Source organism: Paenibacillus sp. FSL F4-0125, from assembly GCF_038008565.1.
Taxonomy (GTDB): domain Bacteria; phylum Bacillota; class Bacilli; order Paenibacillales; family Paenibacillaceae; genus Paenibacillus_AQ.
This window is the reverse complement of the sequence record NZ_JBBOZJ010000001.1, coordinates 231,871-250,908: the sequence shown is the minus strand read 5'-3', so window position 1 is coordinate 250,908 and position 19,038 is coordinate 231,871. Positions and strand designations below refer to the sequence as shown.

At 42.4% G+C, this 19,038-nt stretch carries 14 protein-coding genes; 5 read left to right on the top strand and 9 right to left on the bottom strand.

Translation table 11 applies throughout. The annotated features are described in order from the left end of the window. Window positions 1-38: 38 nt before the first annotated feature. Window positions 39-4,340 carry a bifunctional 2',3'-cyclic-nucleotide 2'-phosphodiesterase/3'-nucleotidase gene (locus tag NST74_RS01185; protein WP_341110046.1) on the bottom strand — a complete coding sequence of 1,434 codons (4,302 nt, stop codon included), beginning with the start codon at window positions 4,338-4,340 and terminating at the stop codon, window positions 39-41. Between the two features lie 262 nt (window positions 4,341-4,602). After that, window positions 4,603-4,980: a hypothetical protein gene (locus NST74_RS01180; protein ID WP_341110045.1), complete on the bottom strand. Its 378-nt coding sequence runs from the start codon at window positions 4,978-4,980 to the stop codon at window positions 4,603-4,605. A 285-nt stretch (window positions 4,981-5,265) separates the two neighbouring features. Here NST74_RS01180 and NST74_RS01175 point away from each other — a divergent pair, with 285 nt between their 5' ends. Next, on the top strand, window positions 5,266-5,688 hold the full coding sequence (locus tag NST74_RS01175; RefSeq protein ID WP_341110044.1) for a hypothetical protein: 423 nt from the start codon (window positions 5,266-5,268) through the stop codon (window positions 5,686-5,688). Between the two features lie 37 nt (window positions 5,689-5,725). Here NST74_RS01175 and NST74_RS01170 read toward each other — a convergent pair whose 3' ends face one another. The 7 genes from NST74_RS01170 to NST74_RS01140 all read right to left on the bottom strand — a co-directional run bounded on the left by NST74_RS01170 (window position 5,726) and on the right by NST74_RS01140 (window position 14,722). Then, window positions 5,726-6,640 carry a polysaccharide deacetylase family protein gene (locus NST74_RS01170; RefSeq protein WP_341110042.1) on the bottom strand — a complete coding sequence of 305 codons (915 nt, stop codon included), beginning with the start codon at window positions 6,638-6,640 and terminating at the stop codon, window positions 5,726-5,728. Further along, a complete protein-coding gene (locus NST74_RS01165; RefSeq protein ID WP_341110041.1) occupies window positions 6,612-7,934 on the bottom strand; it encodes an MFS transporter in 1,323 nt (440 codons plus the stop codon). The genes NST74_RS01170 and NST74_RS01165 overlap by 29 nt, the downstream gene beginning before the upstream one ends. A gap of 184 nt (window positions 7,935-8,118) precedes the next feature. Beyond that, window positions 8,119-8,658, bottom strand: coding sequence for a DUF1854 domain-containing protein (locus tag NST74_RS01160; protein WP_341110040.1), 540 nt, complete (start codon window positions 8,656-8,658; stop codon window positions 8,119-8,121). Then, window positions 8,651-10,846: an ABC transporter ATP-binding protein gene (locus NST74_RS01155; RefSeq protein ID WP_341110038.1), complete on the bottom strand. Its 2,196-nt coding sequence runs from the start codon at window positions 10,844-10,846 to the stop codon at window positions 8,651-8,653. The genes NST74_RS01160 and NST74_RS01155 overlap by 8 nt, the downstream gene beginning before the upstream one ends. Window positions 10,847-11,006: 160 nt before the next feature. Further along, on the bottom strand, window positions 11,007-13,388 hold the full coding sequence (locus NST74_RS01150; protein ID WP_341110037.1) for a phosphoketolase family protein: 2,382 nt from the start codon (window positions 13,386-13,388) through the stop codon (window positions 11,007-11,009). A gap of 292 nt (window positions 13,389-13,680) precedes the next feature. Then, the gene (locus NST74_RS01145) at window positions 13,681-14,403 is read right to left on the bottom strand and encodes a GntR family transcriptional regulator (protein WP_042123374.1); all 723 of its coding nucleotides are present in this window, start codon (window positions 14,401-14,403) and stop codon (window positions 13,681-13,683) included. A 130-nt stretch (window positions 14,404-14,533) separates the two neighbouring features. Then, complete coding sequence (locus NST74_RS01140; RefSeq protein WP_042123373.1) at window positions 14,534-14,722, bottom strand: hypothetical protein; 189 nt, start codon at window positions 14,720-14,722, stop codon at window positions 14,534-14,536. Window positions 14,723-14,968: 246 nt separating this feature from the next. Here NST74_RS01140 and guaD point away from each other — a divergent pair, with 246 nt between their 5' ends. The 4 genes from guaD (at window position 14,969) to NST74_RS01120 (ending at window position 19,000) form a co-directional block, all read left to right on the top strand. Beyond that, the gene (gene guaD, locus NST74_RS01135) at window positions 14,969-16,333 is read left to right on the top strand and encodes a guanine deaminase (protein WP_341110036.1); all 1,365 of its coding nucleotides are present in this window, start codon (window positions 14,969-14,971) and stop codon (window positions 16,331-16,333) included. 38 nt (window positions 16,334-16,371) lie between these two features. Continuing rightward, window positions 16,372-17,724 (top strand): uracil-xanthine permease family protein, encoded by a 1,353-nt coding sequence (locus tag NST74_RS01130; RefSeq protein WP_042123370.1) that lies wholly within the window; start codon window positions 16,372-16,374, stop codon window positions 17,722-17,724. Window positions 17,725-17,912: 188 nt separating this feature from the next. Next, window positions 17,913-18,395, top strand: coding sequence for an RNA polymerase sigma factor (locus NST74_RS01125; protein ID WP_341110034.1), 483 nt, complete (start codon window positions 17,913-17,915; stop codon window positions 18,393-18,395). Beyond that, window positions 18,392-19,000: a zf-HC2 domain-containing protein gene (locus NST74_RS01120; RefSeq protein WP_042123366.1), complete on the top strand. Its 609-nt coding sequence runs from the start codon at window positions 18,392-18,394 to the stop codon at window positions 18,998-19,000. The genes NST74_RS01125 and NST74_RS01120 overlap by 4 nt, the downstream gene beginning before the upstream one ends. Window positions 19,001-19,038 lie beyond the last annotated feature (38 nt).

Below are 19,038 nucleotides of genomic sequence, written 5' to 3'. Positions count from 1 at the left end.
TGGGATCATCGATACACTTTTTCAGAAGAACTATCGGATTATGAAGCTTGTTCAAGCATACGGTAGATAATGACTGCCGCTTGAGCACGGTTAGCTATGCCCTTAGGTGCAAATTTGCCACCTTCAACACCGTTAACGATCCCCAATTGGGTCAGTTGTGCTATTGCGTCCTGAGCGTAAGGAGCAATACTGGACTTGTCTGCAAACTTGCCCAGCGCTGCATTCTTATCAATCGGCTGTAGTTTATCCTTCAATGCATTAGCAATCATAATAGCCATCTCTTCTCGGGTCACTTGACGACCCGGTTCGAACTTACCATCACCAGATCCTTGTACAAGTCCGGCCTTCACCGCAATAGCGATAGAATCCGTGTACCAAACTCCTTGTTTAACATCGCTGAATGAACTGGTTGTTGCCGAACCCGTCAGATTCAGTGCGCGTACCAGCATTGTAATAAACTCTGCTCTAGTCACTGTTTTAGTTGGCGCAAAAGTATTTGCATCCAATCCTTTTATAATGCCCTTAGCAGCCAATGCTTGAATAGCTTCTTGCGCCCAAGCTACCTTACCCAGATCTTTGAAGCTTGCTGCTGGAGCAGTAGTTGGCGCTGGTGTTGCTGTTGGTGCTGTTGATGGCGCTGGTGTTGCTGTTGGTTTTGGTGCTGTTGTTGGTGCTGTTGTTGGTGCCGTTGGACTAGGTGTCGGCGTAGGATTTACTCCCTTCAAATTGTTAACAATCCGACCTTCAATAGCTGCTTTAATCTCTTTTCTATCAAATGTGTTCACAATATAGTCGTAGAATACGTCCAAATCAATAGGCCCAGCCAATGAATCACTAGCTTGAGTCAGAACCTTGTAGTTATCCCCGCCCGCAGCCATAAAGTTATTCACTACAGCCGTATATTTCTGTGTAGGATTAATTGGTGTTCCATTAGTTAGCGTGAGATTGGCAATGCGATCTGCTACCGGAAGATACATATTCGCTGTATATTTCAGTCCAGAAATTTGCAGCGTTTTGATATCGGGTGTTCCATCAGCTTTTACATTCCATTGCTGTTGCAGCAACGTTTTGATTTGCGCTCCAGTCAGCGTCAGCTTCACAAGCGTATTACCGAATGGCTGAATTTTCGCCAGATCGCCGAAGGTTACAGGGCCTTTTGGAAGATCCGCACGGATACCACCCGGATTCATAAAGGCGAAATCAGCAGCCTTAGCGCCATCGCCGAAATCAGCAGTACGCATAGCGTCAGCGATCAGGTTACCAAGTGCAGCCTCATTGTTGTAAGCATCGGTACGAGTGATAGTTCCGTTTGTTGTACCCACTGGTTGAGTAAGTTCAGGATGCTTCTCAAGGTAAGTATTAACCAGTGCCACACTTTCCGGATCCGGTGTTACGCCGTCATGGAAGGTGGAGGTCACTACAGCAGACTTCTCCTTCACATGACCTGTTTTAGGATCAATGATCAGCTTAATATCTTCAAATGCAGTACCGTACGAATAAGCTTGTACAATCAGCTTACCGTTTACGGTTCCATTTGCCAGTGCATGGTTATCACCAGCAACGATAACGTCAACTGGGGAATCGGCAGGAAGCGCTTTGGCCAGATCAGCCGCTTCACCTGTAGTCGCTCCATCTTTAGTAGTCGCCGGATCATGTGCAAGCACGATGATCGTCTCAACATCTTTAGATTGAAGCTCCTTCGCATATTTCTCAACAGCTGCTACTTCCTCTTCAGAGGTGAGGAAACGTACACCTACTGTACCAGAAGGTGCAACCTTACTAGGCGTAGATTTCGTTACAAGACCTATAAATCCGATCTTCACACCACCGACTTCTTTGATTACATAAGGCTTAATAATTGGATCACCAGTATTGGCATCCACTGCATTGGCATTAACATAATCAAATTTTGTACCCTTATGGGTAACGTTCTTGTTCTTAGGGTCCACACCGCCTTTCAATTGTGTCATTAATGCATCGACACCTTGGTCAAATTCATGGTTTCCTAGGGAGCCCACATCAAATCTCATCATGTTCATCCACTCAATCGTTGGCTCATCGCGCTCAAGTGAAGATACTGGAGCAGATGCACCTACGGAGTCTCCGTTATGGAAGAGTAGAGAGTTATCATATTTAGCCTGTGCTTCTTTCAGATAAGTCGCAAGAATAGCGGCTGTTCCCACATTCTTATTGCTCACTGTAGAAACTGTATCCAGTTGGCCGTGGAAATCATTGATTCCGAGTAGGTGAACTTCAACATCCTTAGCTGGGAGAGCAAGCTTATAAATACTAAACCCCTTAATATCTTTTTCACCAGTGTCTTCAACGTTGGCTGGCATAGTAACTTTTGCCGCTTCTGGTGATGAAGTAAAGGTGATATTCACATCGTTTAAAATAGGTGCCAATGACCAGTTACCATCCGCAGAAGGATCAATAGTACCTACTTCTCTGATGTAGTCCATAAGGATCTGACGATTCTCATCCTGAGAATCGACTAGAATCTCTGAACCTTTCACACCCGGAAAGTTTCCTCCACCACTTGCACGGTAGTTGTTAGTCACAACAATGAAATCTTGGTTCGGATCCAAAGTTTTACCTTTATAAGTAATTTGCTTCACACGACTCGATAAGGCATCATTAATCTCACCAGAAGGAGTGTATTTTGCAGCTTTGGTTACATCAATTGTGTACTTAATGCCATCAATAACATCGAAGTTATATACAGCAAATTTGTCATTAAGCAGGCTTTGTGGTGCTGCACTGTCCACTTTGATGGTATTAAACGCACCCGCACTCATTTCAACCCATTCCTTAACAACAGAGCCTTTAACTTTAATAGCTTTTAGCGTGTTGTCATACAGGTACAAGTCACTTGCGCTGCGGATAGTCAACGGACCTTTTTCAATACTCGTGTACTCCGATGGGCCGTTACGTCCAGCCTTGAAAGGAGCACCCACACTGAGAATCGGAAGATTTTTATACTGTGGAAGGTTGTTTTCAATATACTTCTCTACATACCACTTCTGGGCATTGGTCACAATTTGCACGGTAGGATCGTCCTGAACCATTGCAAAATAGCTGTTCATCGAAGCAGTAGTAACGCCTAGCTCTTGACCTGTATAGTCAATAGTAGCTTGGTGATCTGCTGCCACAGCAGCGTCAACGGCAGCATCCGGTTTAGCATCGGCTATGGAGCGGGTCGAAGCTTTAGAGTTCTTTTTATCGACTGTCCATTTGCCGCCTTCCTGCACCAGATTAAGATCAATCAGACCCAAGTAACCCCCGCCATAACCTGCTTGCACAGCTGGAGTACCATTAATATGGCCATAAACATTATCAACAACGGATTGAGCGTTATTATACGGCAATGCCGTTAATGGATCTTTGAAAGAAGCGTCTAGGGTTTTATCCTCACCTGTCGGAAACACCTTGTGAGTGTGCGAGAAGGTAATCGCATCAATACCATCAACTTTACTTAACAGATTGATAGCATTTTCTGCATCAGTACCCGCAACTGCAGTTGCATCGAAGCCGGTATGCGCCATTGCTACGATAACATCGGCTCCCTCGTTCTTCATGGCAGGAATAAATTTCGCTGCAGTTTCTGCAATATCCTTAGTAATAACTCGACCTTCCAGATTAACCTTGTCCCACTCCATAATTTGAGGGGTCACAAGGCCTAGTATACCAACCCTAACTACCTGAGGTTGGTTATCGCTGTCTATTATTGTTTTGTCGATAATGACATAAGGGTCGAAAGCATTTTTGTCATTGTCTGGATTACCATCTTTATCATCAATATATATATTGGCATTTACATAAGGGAAATCAGCACCAGTTAATGGATTATTACTATAACCTTTAATAGTACGATTTAAGAATTCCAGCCCATAGTTAAATTCATGATTACCAAAAGTGGCAACATCATATTCCATAATATTCATAGCCGCAATCATAGGGTGTAGCTTGGTCTCTGATTCCATCAGTTTACTTTCGTTTGCAATGTAAGTCCCCAGTGGTGTACCTTGAATCAGATCCCCGTTATCGAGCAGAAGATTATTAAGAGGATATTCGCTTCTAGCATAAGTAACTAACGTAGCTGTTCGATCGAGCCCTACAGTTGTTGAGGCCGCATTCTTAAAGTAGTCCCAGCCGTAGACATTGGTGTGCACGTCTGTGGTACTCATTAACCGGAGCTTGGCTGTAGCTGAGGATGCTGCTTCAGCTTTGTCTGTACCCCAAGTCGCACCCAAACCAATTCCTCCAAACACCTGCAAAGAAAGCACTGCAGTTGCCAGTACAGAAGCGAGTGGCTTGTTCCATCGTGTCTTCCATCCCATAAATTATAAGTCCTCCCTATCATTTTTACATAGTTTCTGTGATATTATATCACACAGATGTAACGAAAAAGCATAGTATTGTAAAATCAATTTAAAACTATGTTAAATTTATTAACGTGTGAAGAAAGACCTAAGTCATATTGTTATTTAATAGATCAAGAGTCTCTAGACATACAAAAAACACATCTTATACAGATGCGTCCTAAAATAATCACTACTTTAAAGTCTAGATGCGTCGAATCCTGGTCTCATGATATCTTTCTCAAGACCCACGCATGATAGCTGTAAGCCCATAACAAATAGCAGTGACTAAAGATAAGGGTGTCATCACAAGCCTTTCTTTTTTACTGTCCGATAATAAATTCATAACGGTATTGAGAATTAAATAGACTGCGAAAAAATAACATACGCCTCTATCAAACGGTAAACCAATTGAAATCACATGACCTGCCTGTAGCAAGTACAAGATTGCAAGCAGTTGTATGACTACTGAAACTGCACATGCCACCCTCATCTGTGAAGGCATGATTCTATGTTTGCCTCCCATCGCAAATTCACCATAAGGTAATCCCAATGTTAGTAGTATGTAAAAAACCGCTGCTCCCGCAAAAATAAAACTTCCAATCCATGCCGATAGCATCCTTCCACCCCCATGCTAATTGGTATTCGGGTTTTATAAGCGGAAGAACCCCCTTTTTTCCTTTTAATGTATCTATCGTCCTCTTTCCAGCCATTCTCATAAATATAAGATCCCACATAAAAATCGCTGACCTTAGCATCGTCCCAGTCTGAGATGGATATTTATGTATAGCCTCTCTTCATCAATTTTTTGGACTTTCTTTTCCAATTTATGATGAACCAGCACAAGCAACACCAGAATATCTGAGTAATATAGAATTAAATAGACCAATGAGGTGATCCACGTATGTCAAACAGAGCAAAGATTCGCAAGCGAGCTGAACAGCTCAAGGGTAGACCCGTGTGTGTTACGCTTCATGATGGACGCACGTATGTAGGATGGATAACTGGCCTCGATAAGGATGGATTGACCCTGTCCAAACCACGTAAAAATAAAAATAAAAGTAAAAATAGAAAGTCAAAAAGACACACTCACTCCCGTCAGAAGGCGAATGTATCTGGACTCATGCCGTTATTTGGCTCACTGTTCGGAATGGGAGGAGGAGCTGCGGGGGCTGCCGAGGCTGCAGGTTCAGGCGCTTCAGGATTCGGTGGAATTATGGGCTTCGTAGGGATGATCCAAAGAACAATGCCGGTTGTGAAAATGGGCTACAATATGATCAAATCGATTTCCCCATTCTTGAATGGACTAAAGGGTTTAATGGGATAGTCAAAAGACACCCCTCAAGGTGTCTTTTTATTTATCCTCATGAACTTATCAGTTTCTTCAAAAGCCTTCCCGCAGATCTTACCCGTGGGCGCTTTAAATGCTCCTGTACATAGCGATAGTCCGTCAATTCAACATTAGCATCACGAATCGCATAGGTAAAATCATCATCAAAAGGTAGATGGTATTCCCAGACTCGCTTCTCCCAATGTGGTATATTTGCAAGCATCCACGGATCGTCTATTCCGGGATGAATATAGGTTTCACTAACACCATCAGGTAGCGAATACATCTTGGCGATAATGGATTGCTTGAAGCTATCGTACGTCTCACCCTCTTCCACACCAAAAGGATGCGACAACAAGTAATCAGGAATCGGGACTCCAAGTGTATCGGCCAGCCCGGATCCAAGTGCAACAGGACGTTCAATATTTTTCAGCGATCCCAGAAGAGGATCTTCTGCATGGATGTATCGGAAGAATCTTGACGGCAGCCCCCAGCGCGAAATTCTCCACAGCGTCTGCGGTAGCAAACTGCGTCCCGTTTCCATGCCATATAAGCTACCCATATGATTGTCTACATGACTAATCACTATTCCTGCTTGCTTCACTCGCTCGTACTGCGCAACAATCTCCTTAAGCACAGCTTTTGTCTGCGCCCCCTGCTCGAACTCTTTTACCGTCTTATACTGATGTCCACTCTCGTCGTGCAGAGAAGAATCCCCCGTCAGGCTACTCCAGCGCAAAGCCTCGAACTCACTAGTCAACGTCAAATGAAGGCCCACATTTTGTTGTTGCCTACGGCTACACCATGCAGCAGCCTCCTCGAATCCAGGAGCTACTGCCATAATCGTCGTTGAGGATACCTTCTGCTCTTCTAATAGATGCATAATTGCCTGATTCATGGCAGGGCTTTGCCCAAAATCATCACAATTGATGATTAATCTTCTGCTCATAGTCAGCATCACCTCTCATTTGCCCCGTAAATGTAAATTTAATTGTAAAAGATATGACAACAGATATCGCTAGCAGACATAACGGCACCACGCTTATTAAATACCGAAACGTTGCTTCTGGATCAGACCCTGGATCATCGCCACCCCTATAACCAAAGATCATCCCTACAATAAAAAAGGCCAACGCCGAGATTAATCCGCTCGAGCGAGTGATGAATCCACTTACCGCGGTATAGATACCCTCTCTTCTCAGACCTGTTTTCTCCGCATCCTCATCAATAATTTTGCCACCTACGATTGCCGGGGTTACTAAAAATCCTGCTAGTCCGAAACCGACAACAATGCCAGCGGCCACACCACTCACGAGATCATACCCGAACCATAGCGGAATGACAGATAAAGCATATAGGATAAGCGATAGCCGCCATGCCTTGACCCCATCCATCTTACGAATAATCCAATACCACACGAACACTAATGGAATGACTGAAACAAAGACAGCCGCGAGCATAATCGACACCTGTGCTTCTGAAATATGTAGAACATATTTTGCATAAAAGGGAATCATCGAGCTTACAAGTCCATTAACCGTTTGGGCAAAAGAGTTCGAAATATTAAACACCCAGAACTTCTTATTCCGTATCGTCTCCCGAAAAGCAGGAATGAGCTTCAAAGGTTCGGTCTTAGTAGTCTCTTTCTTCTCTTGGACATTCATCATACATAAGAACATAAACACACCGAAGACACAGGCATACACAATAGCCATATTAGAGAAGTTAATTGCTGCAAAAAGGATTGGCGTTAGAGCCGTACCGATTAACAGAGCAACCACTTGATACCCTTGCTGAATCGCTGAGGCTTTTGCCCGAATACGATCTCCACGGAAGAGCTCCGGAAGCAGTGCGCCATAGTTCACCCACAAGACCGTAGCGACAGCCTCATAGAAAATAAGCGTCACTAGAAACCAAGTGAAGAGTCCATTCTCGGATAATCCGCCGGGTGGAGAGAACACCAGCACAAACGCCAGCATAAATAGCGGAATCGAGCCGAACACCCAGGGTCTACGCCGACCATAGCGGGTATTTGTGCGGTCTGACCAGTATCCAAACAGCGGATTATTCACCGCATCCCAGATCAGAAAGATTGTTCTGGCCAGTGTAGCAAGTCCAATGCCCAAGCCCAATTTCTCCACATAAAAATAACTGTAAAAAGAACTAAAAGCCTGACTGGGAACCATCATCGCAAACATCCCTAAAGCAAAGGTGTACGGCGAGTTCATCCATTTATGCTTCACTCACATACCTCCCATATAGTAATCATCTAGTTGTAATATATTACCACATATACTGGAAGTTTAGTGACAAATTTACTTCAATCCAATGCGTTTCCTCACCACAAAAGGAGGGATAACCGCGGATGTTTACACCGATCAAAAAAGTGCTCAGTAGTATAAACTACCGAGCACTTTCCTTCTTCCACTATAAAACGTCTTTCAGCTTATTCCGACTCTGAGCATCCAAAGAAGAATAATCACGAATTTCGCATCTTTTTCCGTTAACGTCAGTCAGAATGATTCGATGAAGGCTTGGGTATTGCATATGCTCATGCAGGTTACGCATAACGATACGGGTCTGACCCAGATTCGTCTGCAGCTCCCAAATCCACATATCTGCCTTCTGTTTGATGGAATCAATTCGGGTCACAACCGGTAAAAAGTATCGCAGTTGTAATTCTTTGTCCACTTCCCCGCGACTTTCCTCATCCAGCTGATCAATGTCACGAATGACACCGATCTCCTCACTCTTAGAGTTACGTACAGAAATATACTGGGTGTTGTATTGAAAAGGAAAGATACGAAAAAGAATTAGTTCTTCATAAACCTTACCTTCCACTACGCCTTGAAATACCCCGCCTTGACTACGACTAAAGGAGATCGCACTAGGTTCGAAAATATTAATTTCATAGGGATCTTTATCTTTAGCATTCGATTGACCACTGACGCTGATTGGATCACTCATGCACTTCTACCCCCTTGATCTGGGACATTTCTTTCTGTGCTTCGACCAGTTTGAAGTAAGCCCCTTCTACTGCTAGCAATTCTTCATGCGTACCCACTTCAATAATCTTGCCGCGTTCCAGCACGACGAGCCGATTGGCATTTCTTAAAGTGGACAAGCGATGAGCAATGGCGAATGTCGTTCTGCCTTTGACCAGACGCGAAATCGCTTCTTGAATTTGCCGCTCAGTCACTGTATCCACTGAAGCCGTTGCTTCGTCCAGAATTAGAATCCGCGGATCGTGAATTATTGCTCGGGCAATAGACACTCGCTGCTTCTCCCCTCCGGATAACTTATGCCCACGTTCTCCTACCCTTGTGTCATAGCCATCAGGTAGCTGAACGATGAAGTCATGTGCATTGGCAATTTTAGCAGCACGCATAATTTCTAGCTCTGTGGCGTCCGGTTTAGAATAAGCGATATTCTCAGCAATCGTGCCGTCGAAGAGGAATGTCTCCTGCAGCACTACACCGATCTGACTCCGAAGGTCCGACTGGCTAATATTTCGGATATCCACCCCGTCGATGGTGATAGTCCCCTCGTCTGTGTCATAGAATCGGCAAATCATGTTGATGAAGGTCGACTTCCCAGCACCTGAATGCCCAACCAGACCGATCATTTCTCCTGCACCCACTTTTAAATCCACGTTCTTGAGCACAGGATGATGCTTTTCGTATCCATAAGTGACCTGTTTAAACTCTACCTCACCACTGACACGACCAATATCCGCTGGGTTCGTAGTATCAGGCACATCGGATGGTGTATCCATAATTTCGAATACCCGATCGGCTGCCGAAATCGCATGACTGGCCCAATTGATCATTTGACTTACCCACTGCAAAGGTCCGAGAAGCATCCCCAGGTAAGTAACCAAGGCGATTAGTGTACCAATGGATAATTGCCCATCAAGCACCGTTCTGCCGCCATAATACCAAATTAACAGCGTACCTACACCAGCAACTAATGCAAAGGCAGGAAACATTCCCTGCCACAAGCCTTCAATCCGGATGTTGTGCCGCACCAATTCCTTATTAGCGACAGTATAACGTGACATTTCTGTAGTTTCCTGACCAAATGCTTTAACTACACGAATGCCCTGCAAAGAATCGCCTACCAAAGCATTTAGTCTGAAAATAGATCTCCACTGCTGATACCAACGTCTACCAATCATTGGCCATAATACAGTCGATAGTACGACCATGAGCGGCATAGGCAGCATGGCTAGCAGTGTTAGCTTCCAATCCATACTAAACATAATCGCGAAGATTGCGATTACCCTCAAGGATTCACCAGAGACCCATATCACGCCATCTGTCATGAATTGCCGCATCGCCTCAGAGTCATTATTCACCCGTCCAATGAATTGCGAAGACTGTCTTCGATCGAAGAAAGATAACGACAATTTCATCAAGGAATGATACACATCATGACGCAGATCACCCATAATTTTGGAACCAATCCATACCCCGATAAGTCCACGTACAGTCTGCATTAGCGTAACCACCAGAGATGTGGCAGCAAGCCCGATGACTATCCATAGAAGCGTTGAGCCCATGTCCTTTTTTGTTAACACGTTATCAACAATCATCTTCGTCAAAAAAGGTGGAACAAGCTCTACCAATGTAGTGAAAATCAACATAATCGCTGCTGCGATCATTTGGATTTTATACGGCTTAGCGTAACTTAGCATCCGAAACAGAACCTTGCCATTACTTTTACATACCGGACAAGCTTGAGAATCGTCCGGAAGCGGATTGCGGCACTTTGGACAATGTCTTGGAAATTCTTTTTCAGAAGCCGTTGGCCGCTCCTCACCTTTAGCTACAGCAGCAATTAATTTAGACGCAAATCCAAATATAGAAGTAAGTGATGCGGTATAACGTATAAGAATCATTGGACCCTCTTTAGTATCGACAAGCAACGAACCGCCGCCTACCCCGCCTACAACTCGGGAATCGGTTATGCTCGAAACAAAAAGCTTCGACACCAATTTCCCATCCGTCCCCCAAACGGAAAGCTCCTTCTCAGTCAATACAAGCCACTGCTCACCGAATTGTCCATCTTTCATTAAATCAGATACAAAGTGAAATAACGGTTGTCCCGTAAGCTGCATTTCTATAGACTTGGGAAGTTTATCAATATGTGGCATACATTTCTCCCCTTTCATTATCCATCCTATTTACTCACATATATTTACAGTGGTAAAGATGAAAGAATGACTATAATTGTTTTATATAGTTACTTGGACAACACAAAAAAGACACCCCTAAGGGTGTCTTTTTCATTACTTCCTACGGTACTGGCTATGCTTATTTCAATGGCTTCCATACCCAGTTCTCTACTTCTGGCAGATCAATACCTTCTTCACGAATGAACTGGTGATGTTTCTTCACGATAGCGTCCATTTCATCTGCGATGGCTTTATGCTTATCCCCATCAGGCAAGCTCAGCACAACTTCCTTCGCTAGATCAAAACGGTCCATTTGATTCAAGACACGCATATCGAAAGGTGTTGTGATATCACCATTCTCACGGTACCCGTGTACGTGCAGATTATGGTTATGACGATCAAAGAACAAGTCTTTAATCAGACCTTCATACCCGTGGAAGGCGAAAATAACCGGTTTGTCCTTTGTGAAAAATTGATCAAACTCTTCGTCAGATAAACCACGAGGATCTAATTTTTGACTTCTCAGTCTCAATAAGTCCACCACATTGATATATCTAATCTTAAGTGCTGGCAGTTTCTCATGCAGGATGGAGATTGCCGCTAAGCTTTCAATAGTTGGTTCTGTACCAGCAGAAGCAATAACAACATCCGGCTCTCCACCTTGATCGGTGCTTGCCCAGTCAATGATCTTCAAGCCTTTTTCAACCAGCTCCTGTGCTTCATCTGCACTAAACCATTGCGGGCGCGGATGTTTGGATGAAACGATCAGGTTGATTTTTTGACGGTCATTTAAGACGGTATCAAAGACAGCCAGCAAGGAGTTCGCATCGGCAGGTAAATACTCCCGGATAAATTCAGGCTTCTTATCAGCCAAGTGACCTAACAGACCTGGATCTTGGTGAGTATAACCATTGTGGTCTTGTTGGAATACAGTTGAAGTTGCCACCACATTTAAGGATGGGATATCTGCACGCCAGCTTTGATCTGTTGCTTTACGCAGCCATTTAAAATGCTGAGTAATCATAGAATCAACCACACGCAAGAAAGCTTCATAACTTGCAAAGAAACCGTGACGTCCAGTCAAAACATATCCTTCAAGTAAGCCTTCTGCTTGATGTTCAGACAATTGAGAATCAATTACACGTCCATAAGATGAGAGGAACTCATCATTTGGTTCTTTAATTTGATCCAGCCATTGTCGTTTAGTTACTTCAAAGACAGGTCCCAGACGGTTGGACATCGTTTCATCCGGTCCGAAAATTCTAAAGTTACGGTTCTCTTCATTAAGGGAGATTACATCTTTCATGTATTTACCCAGCACAGCCATATCCTGTGCAATAACTTGGCCTGGCACAGCATTATCAAGTGCAAAGTTACGATAATCCGGCAATTTCAAATCTTTAATGAGGTTACCGGCGTTGGTAACAGGATTCATTCCCATACGTCGGTCGCCTGTAGGCAGAATCTCAGCAATTTCAGCTTTCAAACGGCCATTGTCGTCAAATAATTCTTCCGGTCTATAGCTATTTAACCACTCCAGTAACGCTGGTGCGTGTTTCATATTTTTTTGGTCCACTGGAATTGGCACCTGATGGGCGCGGAATGAATTTTCATTTGGTACACCGTCCCATTGCTTTGGACCTGTCCATCCCTTAGGAGAGCGGAAGACCAGCATTGGCCAAACCGGACGAGTAAGATCATTGTTCTCACGTGCATTCTTTTGAATCGCTTCAATTCTTTCTACGATAGTATCCAGCACCTTTGCCATTTCTGGATGCATAAGATCAGGATTTTCACCTTCAACAAAGAACGGTTCCCAGCCCATCCCTTTAAAGTATGCGGTAATTTCTTCTTTTGATTGACGGGATAGGATCGTTGGATTACTGATTTTGAAACCATTCAAGTGTAAGATCGGCAGAACCGCACCATCAGTAACCGGGTTGATGAATCTGTTGGAGAACCATGAAGCAGCTAGTGGTCCAGTTTCAGCCTCGCCATCACCAATCACAACAGCCGAAATCAGATCCGGATTATCCAATATGGCACCGACACCGTGAGAAAGAGAATAACCCAACTCGCCGCCTTCATGGATAGAACCAGGTGTTTCTGGGGCGGCATGAGAAGCAATGCCCCCTGGGAATGAGAATTGTTTGAACAATTTTTTCATCCCTGGAATATCTTGCGTGATTTCCGGATAAATTTCCGTGTAACTACCATCCAGATAAGAATTTGAAACCATAACCTGACCACCATGACCAGGCCCCTCAATATAGAACATGTTCAAGTCATATTTAGTAATGACCCGATTCAAATGGGTATAAATAAAATTTTGGCCAGGAATGGTTCCCCAGTGTCCGATAGGCTTAATTTTTACATCAGCATCCTTCAACGGTTCCTTTAACAACGGATTATCTTTTAAGTACAGTTGACCTACGGATATGTAGTTCGTCGCACGCCAATAGGCATCCAGCTTTTCTAAATAAGTTTTTGATGAGTAATCAACATCCATGGATAATACCATTTCTTCCACTCCCCAAAATTTTTTATGTTTTTTCAGTACCGTATTACTTCCACAAGTACATCATACCGCCGCGCAAAATTAATTCAACCTTTTAAACAAATGATACGGTCCAATTATGTGAAAATATGAACATAGTATGAAAAACGGAGTAAATTCACTGTAAAAAAGCTTGTATATTTTAATATTTGTAAAAATATAGGAATGGTTTTCGAAGAGCTCCTGCTTAAAGACTTAACTCTATTTTGTTCAAAACAAAAAAAATAAGACCGAGAAAAATTCCCCAGTCTTACTTTTAGTCAACCGATACAAAGGTATTAAATTTTAAGAATTTGTAGTGGAATCGCATATGCGAAAATTCAAAAGGCGTGCCATTATCCAAGAAGAAAATCCCCTCCATAATGCTAACAGGCTCATTCTTCTCTAAATTCAGCAGTTCTTGATCATTGGAATCCGACGGCTCTGCAGATATGGATAAAAAGGATTTGGTAACCGCTAAATTGCGCGAGTCCTCCAAATAATTAAAAATAGATCCTTCAATAATCGTCTGATTCAAATTTTGTACGATTTTTATGGGGATATATCCTGTTTCAATCATAAAGGGCTCATCTTCAAAGAGACGAAGTCGAACGATTTTGTAAACAAAGTCATGAGGCCCTAAAAACAAATCCCGCTGTAACTCTTCTGTTGGTGGGATGACCTCGAATTTCAGCACTTTGATTTTAGGTTTCTTGCCATGCATATGAAAATTGTCGGTGACCCCTAAATTAGAGCCTTCGTAATTAAAAATAGATTCATTTTTTATGTATAACGGGTTAATAAAGGTTCCTGAACCACGTTTTTTAAAAATAATGCCGGCATTCGCCATTTTAGTCAGAGCACTTTTAATGGAACTCCGACTCACTTGATAAGTCTCACTGAGACTCCGTTCATCCGGTAATTTCATATCAGGAAACTGCCCAGCAAAGATTTTCATTTTTAGATCATCAATAATTTGCTTGTAGACAAACTGTGTCATGAAGTACTCCTTTTAAGGTTGATACATGTTTATTTCACTCTTTACTATAACATAATAACTAAGCAGTTTATACGATTGCACTCATGACTTATTAATCAACCGGATGGATCGGATTGTTGGCATCTGTTCGTTATTTTCGGCGGCGGATGTTCATGCGATTATACATCACTAAACCGGCGATAACCATGCCCAGCGTACCTATACTACTCGCTACATCAGTCTGAAGACCAAACAAAATACATACGTTAGTAACCAAGCTTCTAGTAAGCAGGGCGACAATAATTAGCATGATCGGACGCCAAAAGTTATATCTTCTCATTTCAGTAACACTCCCTAACCCATTTTTCTCAAGCGCTTAACCTTATTAATCTATAAGTATTATAGCATAAGTAAGTAACCGCATACATTTTACGCAAAGATAACGTGAATTCATATGTTTCGATCTAATTAGAACATAATTCAGTATTCAATGCTCGTCTTTGTTCGACTTTAGGTATAGACTTATCATTTTTTACGGATTATAATAACAAACGAACACCAAAAGACGAACATTAAGGCGGAAATCATGACAGAATATATGCAAATATTCCTAGGCACTTCATTTTCAAGCAAATCACCGAAGGAAATTCAAATCTTAAAAGACCACCTCTACTGCATTAATACAGATGGGATGATAGAAAAGATCGTTTCACCAGAGGAACCCGACTATCAACTTTTACTAGATACTTATCAAGATCAAGATAACTTCCATCGATTAGCTGAAGGTCAGTATTTTTTACCTGGCTTTATCGACTTGCATGTTCATGCCCCGCAGTGGGCTCAATCCGGTACTGCGTTAGACATTCCACTCTATGATTGGTTAAATACGTACACCTTCCCATTGGAGTCTAAATTTTCAGACCTGGATTTTGCAAAAAAGATCTACGATGACGTGGTTGATACTCTACTCGCGAACGGTACCACTACAGCCCTTTATTTTGCAACGGTGCATAAAGAAGCCAGCTTATTATTAGCCCAAATCTGTGCGGATAAAGGACAGCGGGGACTCGTTGGAAAAGTGGTAATGGACGATCCTCAAGGAAATCCAGAAAACTATCGCGACACTGACACCGACACCGCACTTAAAGATACAGAAGAATTTATTCTAGCGGTAAAAGAACTAGCCAAATCTACTAAGCAAGGCGTTTATCCAGTAGTGACACCTAGGTTCATCCCAAGCTGCACAAATGAGGCTTTGCAAGGTTTAGGGGACTTAGCCGCAAAATACGATACTCATATTCAATCGCATTGTAGTGAAAGTGATTGGGCGCACGGTTATGTACAAGAACGATTCCAGAAGAATGATGCTTTTGCCTTGCATGATTACGGTCTGCTCCGTGATAAATCTGTCATGGCACATTGCAATTTTTTAGATGAAGACGATGTAGATTTATTTGCGGAGACAGGAACAGCTATTGCACATTGTCCAATATCAAACGCTTATTTTGCCAATAGTGTCATTCCTATCGCTCACTTTCATTCCAAGGGTGTGGAGATTGGTTTAGGGTCTGATATTTCCGGAGGTTTTTCACCTAGTCTCTTCGATAACATAAGACAAGCTGTAATGTCTTCACGAATGCTAGAGGATGGCGTTAATCCTTCTCTTCCTGCACAAGAGCGTGGTTTACTAGGATCTCGGATTAAGATTGATGAATCTTTCTATCTTGCTACCGCTGGCGGTGGTAAAAGTTTAAGCTTACCTATCGGTCGGATACTAGAAGGCTATACATGGGATGTTCAAATTATCGATACGAAAATACCATCGGCTAGATTGCCTATCTTTGATGGGAATGAAGATTTACACGACGTGTTTCAAAAAATGATGTATCTAGCTCGACCTGAGAATATCCGTGAAGTCTGGGTACAGGGTAACAAGGTTCATTCACGTTAAGGATCGATAAAACTAGAAAATATAAGGTGGGCATCTGAGTGGAAACACAAGCAAACGTGCAAGATCAAGCACCATTAAAGTCACAACTATTAACCGTTCTACCCGATGAAAAGGTTTCATTCAGTAAATCCATCATCCTAGGCTTCCAACATGTATTGGCAATGGACGTTTATGTGGTTCCTTTCCTAGTTGCAATGTTAATCGGCTTACAACCCAATCAGTCAAGCGCGTTGATTCAATCCACCTTTATTGCTGCTGGACTTGCAACGATTGTGCAGACTTATTTTTGTATGAAGCTTCCGATCGCTCAAGGGCCTTCTTATGTTCCACTTGGTGCGATCGTCAGTATTTATGCAGCTAGTGGCGGCGGAGAGTTAGGTTGGAGTTCCGTGTTAGGTGCCAGTTTAATCGGTGCGATCCTGGTTATTATTCTGGGCTATGTCGGGATCTTTAATAAAATCGTTAAAAACTTTATCCCACCTATTGTAGGTGGTACGATCATATTCATAGTTGGTCTTTCTTTACTACCAGTTGCTATAAGAGACAATATCTATGGAGCCTCAGGCGCTTCCATCAACCAGAATGTATTATTAGCCCTTATTTCAGCGGGTACACTCCTTTTATTTGTAATTCTAGGTTCTATGTTCCGCAATAAAGGATCGATCTTCCGAATTATTTCCGTCATGATGGCGTTAGTAGTTGGATGTGTTGCTGCTAATATGATGGGTGTGTTAGACTTCTCAGCGATTAGCCAAGCGAACTGGTTTAGCATGCCGCGGATCGCTTTTGTGGATTTCGGATTTTCTTTCAACTTTTCTGCTATTATCACCATGGTCATTATTTATCTCGTGTTGCTTGCTGAAACAACTGGTACCTGGTTTGCTGTCAGCAACGTAATCAATAAACCTTTAACAGACGAGCATATTAACAAAGGTGTTATCGGTGAAGGAATTGGCTGTCTTATTGCTTCTGCTCTCGGATCAACACCTGTTACAGGCTATTCAACCAATGCAGGCATTATCTCCATCACGGGTGTTGCCTCCCGCCGGGTCTTTCTTGCTGTAGGAGGATGGTTTGTCCTCTTCGGTTGTTCTGGTAAATTAGCTGCTCTGATCTCTTCGATTCCATCCGCTGTAATCGGCGGCGTCTTCGCTATCGTCTGCGGGATTATCGCGATTAACGGTGTGCAGGTGATGAAGAACGTAACGATTGGCGAAAAAGAAATGTACATTATCGCAATACCGATGATTATAACGTTAGCTTTGGTACTCATTCCTAGCGATTACTTGCATTCCTTACCTTCATTCGTGCAATATTTGCTGGGCTCACCTATCCTAGCGGCTTCATTGGCTGCGATCTTATTGAATAAATTGTTGCCAAGTGGAAAATAGAAGAAACAAACAGAAAAAACGGACATCAATGATGTCCGTTTTTTCTGTTTTTTATCAACTTAAATCCTGACATTGCCTGCAAAATCCTTTATGATGATGTTTCTTCCAAAGATTTTAATTTCAAAAGTTTATATAAGGCTGTAACGTTTATAGCATTTTACGGATATATAACTTGAGGAGGTGAACAGATGCAGGACAACGGGGAATTATACAGGGAATATTCAACCCAAGTATATAAATTCGTTTTCAGTTTTTGTCATAATCATTTACTGGCAGAAGAAATCACCCAAGAAACCTTTTATAGAGCTATAAAGTCCATACACAAATATGATGGAACCTGCAAAGTATACGTATGGCTTTGTCAGATTGCTAAGCATGTGTGGTATCAGGAGCTGGACAAGCAGAACAAAAGGAAGACTCAAGAATTAGAAGACCCTGCTTTTTCAAACGAAAATTCAACAGAAACTCAATTCATTTTAGCTCAAGATAAAATGGAGTTATTTAAACAGCTTCATTTACTTGATCCCAATACCAAGGAAGTATTGTATCTGCGTTTGACCGGAGAATTCAGCTTTCGGGAAATTGGTGAAATTCTCGGAAGGGATGAGACTTGGGCAAGAGTTATCTTTTACCGCGGAAAACAAAAATTGATGAAAGGAAGATCTTCATGAAATGCGAGATCATTCAGGATTTATTGCCCTCCTATATTGAAAAGCTAACCTCTGTACATAGCAACGAAGAGATTGAAAAACATCTGCAAACCTGTGAAAGCTGCCTTCAGTCCTATAACGAAATGACCGCAACAGCAGATCTAATTGTGCCTATTGTTGATAAAGAAGAAGTTAACAAACTTAATTATTTTAAAAAGGTCAAATCAAAAAATATAAAGACGCTCGCCTTTTCCATTTTAACGGTAATCCTACTGGCTGCTGCTCTTATTGGACTTTTTGTAATTGGTTTCCCTGTATCCTCTAAAGATGTGACCATCGATTATCAGAAGACAAAGACTCATCTGGAGGTTCATCTAACTTTGCAAAATGGTAAAGACTTGGTGTTCTCAGGAAAAACTAAATTTATCCGCGATGAAAATAATAATGTGATTGGTTCCGAAACTAGGTATACCCCTAGGGGCTTGATTCACAATCCCTTTGATGATGTAGGGAAAAAAGTTATGTTGGGGACGGAGATTCAAACCGATCTGGATTTCCCAAACAAGTTTATTCTTGAATTCAAAGATAAAACTATGACGTTCATTAATGGTGTTTTGGTGGAGTAGACATTGCAGTTAAACGAAAAAAGACACCCTTTAAGGTG